Origin of the sequence: Nitrospirillum iridis, assembly GCF_014205765.1 — a bacterium.
In the GTDB taxonomy this organism is placed as follows: domain Bacteria; phylum Pseudomonadota; class Alphaproteobacteria; order Azospirillales; family Azospirillaceae; genus Nitrospirillum; species Nitrospirillum iridis.
Window position 1 is genome coordinate 277,743 of sequence record NZ_JACIIZ010000004.1, and the last position, 12,807, is coordinate 290,549.

The following is a 12,807-nucleotide window of genomic DNA, read 5'->3' on the forward strand; positions in this document are numbered from 1 at the left end:
CGCACGGACACCCGGAAATGAAGAACCGATTTGTCGTGGCCGCCCTGTCCGGGCTGGCAATGACCGTCGCCGCCCACGCCGGTGCGCAAACCACTTCGGCGGCGGGGGAGTATGCCAACGCTCCCGACAGCCTGAAGATCAACCAGCTGCAGGTCCTGGGCACCCATAACAGCTACGCCATGCCGGTCGACCCCCGGGTGCTGGCCCTGGCCGCACCAGGCTTTGAAAAGATGGTGGCCGCCCTGCGACAACTGCCGGCGGAGCGCCGCGCCCTGTTTGAGGAGGAGCATCCCAACCCGATAGGCATCCTTGAAGCCTTGAATTATGCGCACCCCGATCTGAAGACGCAGTTGGAGGAGGGGGTGCGCAGCCTGGAAATCGACGTCAATCCCGACCCCAAGGGCGGCACCTTCAGTGATCCCGTGGCCTATCGGATGCTGCGCGCCCAAGGCGTCACCGATCTGCTGCCCTTTGATGCCACCGGCCTGGACAAGCCGGGCTACAAGGTGCTGCACATTCCCGATGTGGATTTCCGCAGCCATTGCCCCACGCTGACGCTGTGCCTGCGGCAGATCCGCGATTGGTCGGATGCCCATCCGCGCCACGGGCCGCTGTTCATCATGCTGGAGGCCAAGGTGGACGACGCGTCGCCTCTGCCGAACGCGACGCGCACCGTGCCGTTCGACGCCAAGCTGTTCGATGATCTGGACACAGAGATTCTGTCCGTCCTGGGGCGTGAACGTCTGATCACCCCCGATGACGTGCGGGGCCGTCATACCACCTTGAACCAGGCGGTGCGGGCGGGCGATTGGCCGACCCTGAAGGCCGCGCGGGGCAAGATCATGTTTTTCATGATCACCGCGTCGGGCCCGGCCGGCACGCTGGCCTACCTGGACGGCCACCCGTCGCTGAAGGGGCGCGTCGCCTTCCTGCGGGCGGAGCCGGGGGAGGACCACGCGGCCGTGCTGCTGATGGACAACGCCCTGGTGCGCGCCGACGACATCCGTCGCTATGTGAAGGAGGGATACATCATCCGGTCGCGGTCGGACATCGAGACCTATGAGGCCAAGGTGAACGACATGGGGCGGGCGAAAGCCGCCTTCGCCAGCGGCGCGCAGATCGTTTCCACCGACTTCGAACATCCCGGCAACGCCTATGGTACCGATTATGTGGTCCGCCTGCCGGACGGGGGGCCGGTCCGCTGCAATCCCGTGCTGGCGCCCAATTGCAAGCCGACGCCGACCGCCCCGCCGAGGTGATCGGCACTACAGCCAATATTTCCATAACGTATATTATCGGCTCTTTATGAGTTTCAACCAGATTGAAGTGTCAGGGCACAGGGCACTGCGCGAGGTGGAAGTGTCAGTGCCGGGGCGGGTGATGATTTGCGGATCCCCGCACGTCATCGCAGACCTGATCACCGGTCGCCGCCCGGCGATAGAGACTGCGGAGCCGGCGATCAACCGCTATTAATTGCCCGCTTCAAGCCCTTAAATTGAAGGAAGGACTGACCATGACCATCACCCGCATCGATCAAGGCCCGCGCATGAGCCAGGCCGTGATCCACGGCGACACCGTCTATCTCGCTGGCCAAGTCGGCAATCCCGGCGACAGTGTGACGGAACAGACCAAGACCGTCCTCGCCAGCATCGAATCCCTGCTGGCGCGGGCCGGCAGCAGCAAGAACCACCTGCTCGCCGCCACCATCTGGTTGGCGGACATGGCCGATTTCGCCGAGATGAACGCCGTGTGGGACGCCTGGATCGCCGGCGTGCCGGCCCCGACCCGCGCCACCGGTGAGGCCAAGTTGGCCGCCGCCGGTTACAAGGTCGAGATCATCATCACCGCCGCCAAGGCCTGACGGTCCGGTGAGGCGCCGCCGCTTGGACGGTGGCGCCTCCCATGGACAGCGGGAAAATCAGCGACCAATCCGTCCCTACGCCGGAAGCACGTCCCAGCGGGCCTTGTTGAACTGTCGGATCAGGTTGGGGTCCATGTTGGTGTGCTGGGCCACCAATTCCGGTGGGGTGCAGGCCAGCCATTGCGCCAGCGAGACCTCCTGGAAGCGGTCGGCCTTGAAGATTTCCAGGAACACCAGATCGTCGGTGCCGGTGTTCTGGACATAGTGGCCGAAGCTCTTCTTGACGTAACCGAGATCCCCGGGGCGGAAGTCGGCGGTCTGCGCCCGGGGGCCGGTGCTGAACACCGTCATACGTCCCTGCCCCTTCAGGTAGTACTGCCATTCATCGGCGTTGGGGTGCCAGTGCAACTCCCGCAGTCCGCCGGGCTTGATCGTCACCAAGGCGGCGGCGATGGTCTTGCTGACCGGGAAGTTGCGGGTGTCGACCACTTTGACCGAGCCGCCGCGCGTCACCCGCGTGGGCTTCATGGTGCCCATGGAGAAGGTGAACTCGAACTCCGGCTCACCCAGTGGCGACTTCACGGCCTTCTGCACCTCCTCCAGCGGCGGGATCGGGTCCTTGGCCTGGTAGATCCACAGGTCATCCACGGGAATGTTCCGAAAGGCGCTTTGCGGCAAGCCGAAATTATCGGCCAGCACTTCCGGCGGGGTGTGGGCCATCCATTCCGTCAACAGCAGCGTGTTGAATTCCGACGCCCGGCCATTGTCGAACACCAGGGTGAATTCCGCGCCGCTGGTGCCGATGCCCTGCAATGAATGCGGCAGGCCGGGGGGGAAGTACCACAGGTCCCCTTCCCTCACGTCGCGCACGGCGGGGCGGCCGTCGGCGTCGATGACGGTGATGCGGCATTTGCCGTCCGTCATCACCGCCCATTCCGCCTGCTGGTGCCAATGCAGTTCGCGCACGCCCCCGGGCCCGAGCCGCATGTTCACGCCCGACACCGCCTCGGAAATGGCGAAATCGGCCTGCGTCACCTCCCGCGCCCAGCCGCCGTCCTGGATGCGCTTGTGCGCGTTGTTGAAGGAGGCCCAGAACAGGTCCATGCCGGCCACGTCGGTGGCGGGCGGGTCCTGGAAGGACGGGAACTGGTTGGCCAGCGCCGAATTTTGCGGCCCCGGTTCCTGCCCCGCGATGGGGTTGCTGAGGTTGACGCGGCCCTGGGCCGGGCGGTCGGGGTTGCCGAAGGTGGCGGCACTGGCGGAGCCGGCGGCGGCGGCCGCCGCGACGGCGCAGGCCGCGATGATGTTGCGCCTGGTAAAGTCTGTCATGACAGGAACCTCGGGCAAGGCACGGCGGGTCCCGTTCATACACCCCTCCATACCAATGTATGGTTTCGGGGTGGGCACGGGACTGCTGTGATCTTCTGGGACGATTTGTCGCCGGGTGGCCAGCCATCCGTTCCGATGACTTGATCCCGGCCCGCCAACTATGGCTTAAGTCGACGAACGATTTGCAGTAATAACAGTCATTACTGAGGGGAATGACCCCGTGTTCGATCTCCACCAGCTGCGCACCTTCCTGGCCGTGGCCGAGGCCCGCCATTTCACGGCGGCGGGCACGGCGCTGGGCATAAGCCAATCGACCGTCAGCCAGCACATCCGCCGGCTGGAGCAAGCCTGCGGCCGCCAGCTGTTCGAGAGGGACACGCATACCGTGGCGCTGACGGCCGACGGTGCCGTCCTGGCGGAATTGGCGCGCGACATCGTGGGCCTCAGCCAGCGGGCGGCGGACTATTTCGCCGACAGCGCGCCGCGCGGCCGGGTGCGGCTGGGCGTGTCGGACGACCTGACCCTCACCCGCCTGGCCGACCTGTTGCGCGACGTGGGCCGCGCCAACCCGAATCTGGGGGTGGAACTGACGGTGGGCCTTACCAGCGCCCTGTACCAGAAGCTGGATTCCGGCCGCCTGGACCTGGTGTTCGCCAAGCGCCAGCCGGGCGATGACCGGGGCGTCCTGATCCATCGCGAACGCCTGGCCTGGCTGGCCCACCGGGAATTCACCCTGGGCACCGACGAGGCCGTGCCCCTGGTGCTTTACCCCAACTCCAGCATCACCAGCACCCTGGCGCTGGAGGCCCTGAACGGCGTCCAGCGGCCCTGGTTCGTCGCCTGCTCCAGTGAGACGCTGGCGGGGTTGCGGGCGGGCACGCAGGCTGGACTGGGGGTGATGGCGCAGTCTCCCCTGCTCATGCGGGCGGCGGGGTCGGACCTGGTGGTGGTGGACGGGCGCGCGGCCCTGCCACCCCTGGCGGAGGTGGAGTTCGTCGTGCTGGGTCGCAGCCGCCGGCTGCAGGGCGCGCCCGGGGCCTTGGCCGACCTGATCATGGAAAAGGGTCCGGGCCTCTGGGCCTGAGACACAAAACCAGAAACCCTGGGCGGAAAACTCAAGACTGGGCGACCACCCGCAGGCGGCCGTCGCCGTCCACCACCGGCATCAGACGTTCATAATTGGGCACCAGGGGATGGTGGGTCTCCATCGGCTGGTGGTGGGTGGCGGAGATCACCGCGATGGCGGCGCCCGCCGCGTCCCCGGCCGCGATTCCGGCGGGCGCATCCTCCCACACCAGGCAGTCCGTCGCCGCCACCTCCAGCCGGCGGGCGGCCAGCAGGAAGGGATCGGGTGCGGGCTTGCCGCGTCTGACGTCATCGGCGGTGATCATCATTGGCGGCGGCGTCAGGCCCGCGGCCGCCAACCGCACCAGGGCCAGCGCCCGGGGGGCCGAGGTCACGATGGCCCAGCGCTGTGGCGGCAGGGCCGCCAGGAAGGCTGACGCGCCAGGGATCGCGACCGTGCCGGCCACATCGTCGATCTCATCCCGGGTCAGTTGGGCGGCCTCCGCCTCCACGTCCGTGCCGGGTGCCGCCCAGCGGCGGATGGTCTCCACCGCGCGCACGCCGTGCATGGTCGCCAGAATGGCGGTCGGATCCTGGCCGTGGCGCACCGCCCAGCGTGTCCACGCGCGGTTGGCGGACGCGATGCTGTCGATCAGGGTGCCATCCATGTCGAACAGGAAGGCGGCGAAGGAGCGGTCGGGGTGGGGTATCGGGGGCATGCGGGATCCGGCGGGCGGGACAGGGGGCGCCATCCTGCGGTGGTGGCGGCCCCCTGTCGACGTCCGCGAACGCACGGCACCGAAGACGTGGACAGGGGCATGGTCCGGCGGGTGGGCCCGGATGGACCGAGGTCAGACCGGCAATGGATTGGCCGATGACACGCGGTCACGGCCATGCGGGGCGGCGAAATCCAGGGCGGGCCCCACGGGCACGATGCCGGTGGGGTTGATGGACCGGTGGCTTTCGTAGTAGTGGCGCTTGATATGCTCCAGGTTCACGGTCGCGGCCACGCCCGGCAGTTGGAAGAGGTCGCGCAGGTAGGCCGACAGGTTGGGATAGTCGGCGATGCGGCGGATGTTGCATTTGAAGTGGCCGACATAGACGGCGTCGAAGCGCACCAGGGTGGTGAACAGGCGAATGTCCGCCTCCGTCACATGGTCGCCGGTCAGGAAGCGGCGGCTGGCCAACCGCTCGTCCAGCCAGTCCAGGGTGTTGAACAGGGGGGCGACGGCCTCTTCATACGCGGCCTGGGTGGTGGCGAACCCCGCCTTGTAGACCCCGTTGTTGACGGTGTCATAGATGCGGCTGTTCAGCGCGACGATCTCCGGCCGCAACGCCACCGGATAATAGTCACCGGGCGTGGCGCCCACGCCGTCGAACGCGGTGTTCAGCATGCGGATGATTTCGGAGGATTCGTTGTTCACGATGGTCCGCCGCTGCTTGTCCCATAGCACCGGCACGGTGACCCGGCCGGTGTAGTGGGCGTCCGCGGCAAGATAGACCTGATACAGCGCGTGGGCGCCGTTCACCGTGTCCGGCACGGTGCCGGGCCCTTGCGTGAAGGTCCACCCCTCCTCCAGCATGCGCCAGTGGACGACGGAGACGCTGATGGCGTCCTCCAGCCCCTTGAGCGCCCGCAGGATCAGGGTGCGGTGCGCCCAGGGACAGGCCAGGCTGACATACAGGTGATAGCGTCCGGGTTCGGCCTTGAAGCCCCCTTCCCCACTGGGACCGGCGGCGCCGTCGGCCGTCACCCAATGGCGGAAGGCGCTGTCCTTGCGCACGAAGCGGCCGCCGGTCGATGTGGTTTCATACCAGACGTCGCGCCATTCACCATCAACCAGCAATCCCATATCCATCTCCGCGATCCTGGGCCGGTCGCCCAGGGGGGCGCCAGCCGTCCGCCCATACATAGCCCCGAAGGGCGGCGGGCGTCAGGGGCATAATCCTGCGCCTGTCGTTCAGGAATGCGGAACGGTGTGGCGGATGCCAATGCCACCGATCGGCAATTTCATCGTGGATGAGGTGGCGTGGCGCATGGCGTTGGACTTGGCCTCCGAGGTGAAGCGCCTGACCGTCAAGCCTGGCCATCAGCGTTCACCGCGAAAGTATTTCCACCGTGCCGTGCTTCTTTGAGGGGAACCGCGCCGTTTCCGTCACTAAGTGGTCCTATCCTGGCCTGTGTATAACTTTAGTATGAATTCCGCGCCATGAACCGATGACGCGCTTCCTGAGATTAATCTAGGCCATGGCTATGCCTATGTTCCCACCACGACCCTGTCCCTCCTGCACAAAACCCACCGTGCCCAGCATGGCTGATTTGGCTAAGAGTGCCCCCTTTATCTGTCCCAACTGCGGGGCGGAGGTTTATGCGAAGTGGACTTTCATTCTGCTCATCCTGTCGCTTGAGCCGTTCGTCTGGCTGATCATACTGCTGTTCGCTTTCGCGGCATTGGCTCTGGGGCGATATCTGCCGGGCGTCGTTGTCGTCGCCATCTTGGTGGCGGGAGCCATTTTGTGGATTGTGGCGACCAAGCTACTTTGGCCGTTGGGGGTGAAGAAGGACAATGCCAAACGGGGTGACGCGCCCGCTATGCGTCCGTCGGGAGGGAGGACCGGATCATTGCCGACCCGGCCCTCCTGACACTGTTGGGCTTTACACCCCCGTCTCCGGCGGCTTCGGCCGTTTGACCAGCTGGTCCAGCCCGCCCTGGGCCATCAGCAGGCTGACCAGGGCGTCGACCAGGGTGCCGTGGCCAGCCTCGTTGCCGCCCAGGGCCACGGTGGGCACCAGGGGCACCTTGGCCTGGGTGATGGCGCCGCTCAGCATGGCGGCCACCTCCTTGGACAGGGCCATGTCGGCGCCGCCGAAGGCGTCGACCTGGGCCTTGGCGGCCTGGGCGTTGGCCTCGCCGATGGCGGCCACGCGGTCGGCCTCGGCCCGGCCCTCGGTGCGGGTGCGCATGGCCGTGGCCTCCGCCATCACCTTGGTCGCCTCCGCCTCCTGGGTCTTGCGGGCCAGCTCGGCGCGGCCGTGGTTCTGCGCGACCTCGATGGAGACGGAGGACTTGGTCAGGTCGCCCTGGGCCGCCGCCCTGGCCTCCGCCGCGCGCAGTTCCAGTTCCTTGGCGGCGGCCACCTGCTGGCTTTCATAGGTCTCCACCTTCTCCCGCGCCACCTGGCGGGCGCGCAGCTGTTCGAAGATGGTGTCGATGTGGGTGTCGCCCTTGGCGGCGCGCGGCGTGCCGATCATCACCTCCTTCACGTTCAGGCGGTATTTGGCGAAGCGGGCGCTCATCGCCGCCAGGGCCTCGCGCTGCACGTCCGCCCGCTGGTTGACCAGTTCGATCAGCGTGCGGCTCTGCGCCGCATCCTTGAACCAGGCGCTGACCATGGGATCCAGGGTCTGTTCCACCAGCTTCTTGATGTCGGCGAACTGCTGCACCACCCAGGGGGCGTCGTCGTAACCGATGTGGACGACGATGGACAGGGGCAGCACCGGCTCGAACGCGTCCTTGGTGATCAGCTTGATCTCCGCCAGGTTGTCGTCGAAGCCGTGGGCCTCGCTGCGCCCCTCGATCCAGCGCAGGACGAAGTTGGTGGTCGGCACCGTGCTGACCTTCACGGCGTAGGGGTTGATGGCGTACTTGCCGGGGTGCAGCGGCGTGCGCCAGACGCCGCGCTGCCCCTGCTCCACCAACTCGCCATGCTTGTGGTCCATGCCCGACACGTCCAGCCCGCGCGGCCCGGTGAAGCTGACCACCACGCCGACATTGCCGATCTCCACCTGGGTTTTGGGCCGCACCTCCACCGTGGCGAACAGGCGGTTGATGTAGTAGGTGCCCTCCACCAGCACCTGCTCCTGCCGGCCCCGGCGGCCGCCGGCGGCCAGGAAGGTCTCCGGATCCTGGAAGGAGTTGTGGAAGGTGGCGCCGTCACCGGCGTGGGTCCCCACCGTGGGGGCGATGATCTCGCCATGGTCCAGCGCCGGGCCGTCATGGACGGTGACGACGCCCACCGCGTCCTCATGGTCACGGATGATCAGCGGGCGGAAGCCGTCGCGCTGCTCGATCAGCTGGCGCATGGTTTCAACGGCGCGCGCGTCGCTGGCGTCGCCCAGCACCACGGCATGGGTGGCGGATTCGGTGAAGACGATGAACTGTGCCGTGTTGATGGCGTAGACGCCCTCGCGCAGGATGCGGCGTTGGGGGCCGCGCTGGCCGCCTTGCTGCAGGAAGGCGCGGGCGTTCTCCACCCCCACCCCGTTGGTTCCCACCCCGGTCGGCCAACGGGCCAGCGCCTGGGAATTGGGCAGGGCCTGGCCGCCGCGGGCGAACAGATAGGCCAGGCTGCCCTGGGGTACCGTCACCAGATTGGCGCGGTGGACGCGATATTGCAGCGGCACGAAGAAGTGGAAGCCGCCGCGCAGCGTCTCCGGCCGGAAGCCGGCCTCGCCGGCCATGGCCAGGAACCCCTCCTCGACCGAGCCGCCCAGCGCCCAGAGCTTCTCGACGATGCCAACGGCATCGTTGCGGATATAGACGATGGCGCCGGTCGCGAACGCCAGGATGAGCACACCCAGGACGCCACCCGCGACATAAAGCGTGGGGATCGCCCAGGACGGTAATTCCAGCATGTGAGCCTCGTGGAAAGCGGGTCTGGGATGGGTGGCCAGGGCGGACCCGCATCGGATCCTGGCGCATCGCCGGCCCGGCCGGCACGAAAGGCCGCGCCGGCCGGAAAGCGGATGAAGAAGATGAAGGGGCGTTACTTCGACGGGGCCGCGTCCGGCTTGGCGTCGCCCTTGCCGAACATGCCGCCCAGCGCGCCCAGCAGGCGGTCGGGCACGGCCACCAGGCTGGCGGGCAGGCCCCGCGTCCGCAGGCCATCACCCAACCCTTCCTTGACCCGCACATCGGCCAGGGCCTGCAGCACCGGCAGGGAACCGGCCACGGTGGTGGCGATATAGGCGTCGTTGATGGCCTTCTGCACGGTCGCGTCGAACTGGAAGGTGTCGGCCCAGCCCAGGAATTCCAGGGTGATGCCCATGGTGGCGAACCAGGTGGCGGCCTCCTTGGTGACCTTGTCCATGATGATCCCGGCCTCGGCGTTGCCGGCGTTCAGCGGACGCGCCGTCAGTTCGGCACAGATCAGGGTGCCGATCTTCTTGCGGCCGACATCGTCCATGACGTCACCCAGCGACCGGCCATAGAAGACGGAGGTGAAGATGACGTTGGGGTCGGTCCTGTCGATGCCCTTGTAGCCCTGTTGCTGGACGCCGAAGTGATAGAGGAAACGGGCGGCGTTGGTTTCCGACACCGAGGCGGCGACGGAGACGCCGACCGTCACGTCCAGCCCCTCCTTGCTTTGGCAATGGATGCCCTCGTCCCGGCTGGACGTGCCGCGCTGGGCGCTGGACACCCACTCCCGCGAATAGGGGCTGCGGTCGACGATGATCAGGCGGCCATCGGGAACATAGGCGTCCCAGCCGATGTAGCCTCCGGAATTGGCCAGCTTGTGGTGCGGAATGATGAAGCGCTTCAGCGCCACCTTGTGGGAGGTGAGATAGGCCTCGGAGTCATATTGGACCTGCCCGTCCTTGTTGTCGCCGATGTCTGGGATCCAGAACGCGGACTCGTTGGGCAGGATGGTGTAGGCCTCCGTCCGGTCGCTGTTGTTGTAATAGGCGCGGGCCTCATTGGGCAGGCTGGCCACCATCAGACCGGCGACCGCCGACAGTGTCGCCAGGTGCCGGACCAGGACCGCCAGCGGACGGCGCCAGATCAGGAACAGCAGCACCGCCGCCACACCCATGATCAGGATGTTGGGCAGGGACCAGAGCGTGGCGGCGGTGGCGAAGCTGACGGCACCACCGTCACTGGCCTGGAACTGCCGGCCTGCGGCGGCGGCGCCCGCCCGCGTGGCCGATGGGGAGACCAGCGCGCCGACGGCGCCGGCCGTGAGGGTGACGACCAGCGTGGCGGCGACGCGCCAGGCGACGCCGGTGACCTGGCGAAGGGGGATGTTTTCCATGATCTGCGCCTTACTAGGGGCTAAGACGGGCGTGGGGGGGCCGGCGCCGGCTGGCGGGGCCAGGGCGTGGGACGACGGCCGCGCAGGAGCGGCCGGCAATGGGCGGCATGGATGCCCTCGTTATCGCGGACCAGGATGTGGGCGCCCGGTCCGGATCCGCTGACGGGATCCGGGCGCACAACCGCTTTGGCCGGCACCCGGGCAAAGGGCGTCCGACAGGCGGGAACAGTGTGGAATTGAGGAAGGGTCAGGGGCCGCCGGTGTCAGGGGCGGCGCTGGCTCATACCGATCTCGATGAAGCCTTAAACACGGGGGCCGAAGGCGGCGGGACGCCGCGAGGCCAGGGCACTGGGCCGGGAAAGCCGGAAACCGGAACGCCGCATCAGGGGGTATCCGAACCGTTTGTCGATGGCACCGATTTTACCATGACGCCCGTGTGACACAACGCACAGTCGCAATGCCGGCGTTTTCATCCAGTGCCGCGCGCCGCGCATACCGGTTTGCGTGGACAAGGCTTGCGATCGGAGTCCGCAGGCGCTTCACGGCCCCGGGGCCGCTGCCGCTAGATCTGGCAGGACAGGGTTGATGAAGTTAAAATATAATTTAACCCTTGCCCTCATCTCAATGACCAGAACTCGTGCCATTAAAATAAATTTTAATTGCGCCTTATAAATCATGTGGTGTTATTTGAGTGAAATAAAAGATGGTGTGAAACCAGATCTATATTTATCGATAGCGTTCATTTATCGAATGATCATCAAATATTATCAGGCACCTTCACTCAAAACGTAACAATTCTCGGTAGGATTGGGCCTCGCGCTGATTGGGCGCGATCGTTGGTCGATGAAGGGTCCTCAAAATGTCCAAGCAAACGCGGACGTCCCCATACGGACGAACCGGCGTGTTCCTGTTCACCGCCGCTTGCGGCCTGCTGGCCGGCCTGCCGGCGCGGGCCGCCGACACCACCAGCCAGGAGGTTCAGCGCCTGCGCGCCCAGTTGGAGGCGCAGATGAAGGTCAGCCAGGCCATCCAGGCGCGTCTTGACGCGCTGGAGGCGCGCGAGGCGACGGATGCGAAGGCGTCGGCCGATACCAAGGTCCAGGCCGAGCAAGTGGCGGCCCAGGCCGCGACGCAGGCGAAAACCATCGCCAAGCTGGAAGCCAGCGGTGGCGAGAACGGCAGCTTCACCATGGCCGGCGGCCGTCCCACCTTCACCGCCTTCGGCGGCAAGGGCACCTTGCAGATTGGCCTGCAGGCGCAGTTCGACGCGGCGGCCTATTTCGAGGACAACGCCAGCGTGAAGCGCTCCGGCGTGGATCTGGGCGATGGTGTCAACGCCCGCCGCATCCGCATCCCCTTCGTTTTCCGTTATGGCGATCTCACGGCGACGGTGACGCCGGACTTCGGTGGCTCCCCCGACGGCCGGCAGAACAGCCAATACCTGTATGAGGCCAACCTGGCCTATATGCCGTTCAAGGGCTTCACCGCGGCGTTGGGCTATCTGCAGCCCAACATCAGCCTGCAGGACGCGCCCAGTTCCAACGACTTCATGTTCATGGAACGGCCGGCCATCATGGATGTGGAACGCAACATCGCCGCCGGCGACGCCCGCGCCGCCGTGGGCGCGCGGTACTATCAGGACCGATTCTTCGTGTCCGGCTTCCTGACCGGCCAGGCCTATGGTGGCCAATCGACCACCACCGCGACCTCGACCGTAGGCGGCAGCGGCTCGGTGACCACCGCCATCTCCACCACCCAGCCGTCGAACGGCCAGCAGACCGGCGCGGTAATGCGCGTGGCGGGGCGGCCCCTCTATGGCGAGGACTACGACATCCACCTGGGCTTCAGCGGTTCCAAGGTGTTCAGCATGAACCAGAACGACGGCAACCGTCTGGCGCAGAACATCGCCCTGTCGGTGCAGCCGGAACTGCGGGTGGACGCGAACAAGCTGATCAATACCGGGTCCATGCCCGCCACCGGCATCTATACCTGGAACCCGGAACTGGGCTTGCGCTATCAGAACTTCCTGATCCAGGGCGAGTATGTGGAGATCGGCGTCAATCGCCAGCATCAGGCCAGCGCCGGCCTGGGCGGCTCAACCCAGACGCCGGATCTCACTTTCTCCGGCGCCTATGTCGACGCCTCCTGGATCATCACCGGCGAAACACGCGGGTACCAGACGGCGCGCGGCGGCTTCGGCGGCCTCAAGGTGGCGCACCCCTTCGATCCCGGGACAGGCGACTGGGGTGCCTTCGAACTGGTGGCGCGCTACAGCGACATAAACCTGAACAGCCATGTGCAACGCTTCCTCGCCCAGTCGGTGACAGGCGGCGTGGCCGGCGGCCGGCAGGACGTGATCGGGCTGGGCCTGAACTGGTACCCCAACGACCATCTGAAGTTCATGGCCGATTATCAGATCGTGGACGTGGACAAGCTGAGCGGCGCCACGCTGCAAAACCAGACCGGCCTGCGTTACCAGGCCGTGGGCTTCCGCGCCCAGGTCGCGTACTGAAGCTGAA

The 12,807-nt window shown here is 66.4% G+C and carries 11 protein-coding genes; 6 read left to right on the forward strand and 5 right to left on the reverse strand.

Annotated features, from left to right (window positions below; genetic code table 11):
- The first annotated feature begins 17 nt into the window (after positions 1–17).
- Complete coding sequence (locus FHS74_RS08715) at positions 18–1,259, forward strand: Ca2+-dependent phosphoinositide-specific phospholipase C (protein ID WP_184799503.1); 1,242 nt, start codon at positions 18–20, stop codon at positions 1,257–1,259.
- A gap of 254 nt (positions 1,260–1,513) precedes the next feature.
- On the forward strand, positions 1,514–1,861 hold the full coding sequence (locus tag FHS74_RS08720) for a RidA family protein (protein ID WP_184799504.1): 348 nt from the start codon (positions 1,514–1,516) through the stop codon (positions 1,859–1,861).
- Positions 1,862–1,936: 75 nt separating this feature from the next.
- On the opposite strand, the gene FHS74_RS08725 is transcribed toward FHS74_RS08720, so the two are convergent.
- Positions 1,937–3,190, reverse strand: coding sequence for a cupin domain-containing protein (locus tag FHS74_RS08725; RefSeq protein ID WP_184799506.1), 1,254 nt, complete (start codon positions 3,188–3,190; stop codon positions 1,937–1,939).
- Between the two features lie 220 nt (positions 3,191–3,410).
- On the opposite strand from FHS74_RS08725, the gene FHS74_RS08730 reads away from it, so the two are divergent.
- The gene (locus FHS74_RS08730) at positions 3,411–4,274 is read left to right on the forward strand and encodes a LysR family transcriptional regulator (protein WP_184799508.1); all 864 of its coding nucleotides are present in this window, start codon (positions 3,411–3,413) and stop codon (positions 4,272–4,274) included.
- Between the two features lie 31 nt (positions 4,275–4,305).
- On the opposite strand, the gene FHS74_RS08735 is transcribed toward FHS74_RS08730, so the two are convergent.
- Entirely contained in the window at positions 4,306–4,974 is a 669-nt protein-coding gene (locus tag FHS74_RS08735) for an HAD-IA family hydrolase (RefSeq protein ID WP_184799510.1), read from the reverse strand.
- Between the two features lie 132 nt (positions 4,975–5,106).
- Positions 5,107–6,108, reverse strand: coding sequence for a glutathione S-transferase family protein (locus tag FHS74_RS08740; RefSeq protein WP_184799831.1), 1,002 nt, complete (start codon positions 6,106–6,108; stop codon positions 5,107–5,109).
- A gap of 133 nt (positions 6,109–6,241) precedes the next feature.
- Here FHS74_RS08740 and FHS74_RS08745 point away from each other — a divergent pair, with 133 nt between their 5' ends.
- Positions 6,242–6,391 (forward strand): hypothetical protein, encoded by a 150-nt coding sequence (locus tag FHS74_RS08745; protein ID WP_184799512.1) that lies wholly within the window; start codon positions 6,242–6,244, stop codon positions 6,389–6,391.
- A gap of 175 nt (positions 6,392–6,566) precedes the next feature.
- Positions 6,567–6,899 (forward strand): hypothetical protein, encoded by a 333-nt coding sequence (locus tag FHS74_RS08750; RefSeq protein ID WP_184799514.1) that lies wholly within the window; start codon positions 6,567–6,569, stop codon positions 6,897–6,899.
- Between the two features lie 12 nt (positions 6,900–6,911).
- Here FHS74_RS08750 and FHS74_RS08755 read toward each other — a convergent pair whose 3' ends face one another.
- Entirely contained in the window at positions 6,912–8,891 is a 1,980-nt protein-coding gene (locus tag FHS74_RS08755) for an SPFH domain-containing protein (RefSeq protein ID WP_184799516.1), read from the reverse strand.
- Positions 8,892–9,022: 131 nt separating this feature from the next.
- On the reverse strand, positions 9,023–10,288 hold the full coding sequence (locus FHS74_RS08760) for a hypothetical protein (RefSeq protein WP_184799518.1): 1,266 nt from the start codon (positions 10,286–10,288) through the stop codon (positions 9,023–9,025).
- Positions 10,289–11,189: 901 nt separating this feature from the next.
- Here FHS74_RS08760 and FHS74_RS08765 point away from each other — a divergent pair.
- Positions 11,190–12,800 (forward strand): porin, encoded by a 1,611-nt coding sequence (locus tag FHS74_RS08765; protein WP_211106187.1) that lies wholly within the window; start codon positions 11,190–11,192, stop codon positions 12,798–12,800.
- Positions 12,801–12,807 lie beyond the last annotated feature (7 nt).

Excerpts from the sequence above, each read along its gene's own strand:
- FHS74_RS08720 (WP_184799504.1), top strand. The coding sequence starts at position 1,514 with ATGACCATCACCCGCATCGATCAAGGCCCGCGCATGAGCCAGGCCGTG.
- FHS74_RS08735 (WP_184799510.1), bottom strand. The coding sequence starts at position 4,974 with ATGCCCCCGATACCCCACCCCGACCGCTCCTTCGCCGCCTTCCTGTTC.
- FHS74_RS08725 (WP_184799506.1), bottom strand. The coding sequence starts at position 3,190 with ATGACAGACTTTACCAGGCGCAACATCATCGCGGCCTGCGCCGTCGCG.
- FHS74_RS08740 (WP_184799831.1), bottom strand. The coding sequence starts at position 6,108 with ATGGGATTGCTGGTTGATGGTGAATGGCGCGACGTCTGGTATGAAACC.
- FHS74_RS08750 (WP_184799514.1), top strand. The coding sequence starts at position 6,567 with ATGGCTGATTTGGCTAAGAGTGCCCCCTTTATCTGTCCCAACTGCGGG.
- FHS74_RS08755 (WP_184799516.1), bottom strand. The coding sequence starts at position 8,891 with ATGCTGGAATTACCGTCCTGGGCGATCCCCACGCTTTATGTCGCGGGT.
- FHS74_RS08760 (WP_184799518.1), bottom strand. The coding sequence starts at position 10,288 with ATGGAAAACATCCCCCTTCGCCAGGTCACCGGCGTCGCCTGGCGCGTC.
- FHS74_RS08745 (WP_184799512.1), top strand. The coding sequence starts at position 6,242 with ATGCCAATGCCACCGATCGGCAATTTCATCGTGGATGAGGTGGCGTGG.
- FHS74_RS08715 (WP_184799503.1), top strand. The coding sequence starts at position 18 with ATGAAGAACCGATTTGTCGTGGCCGCCCTGTCCGGGCTGGCAATGACC.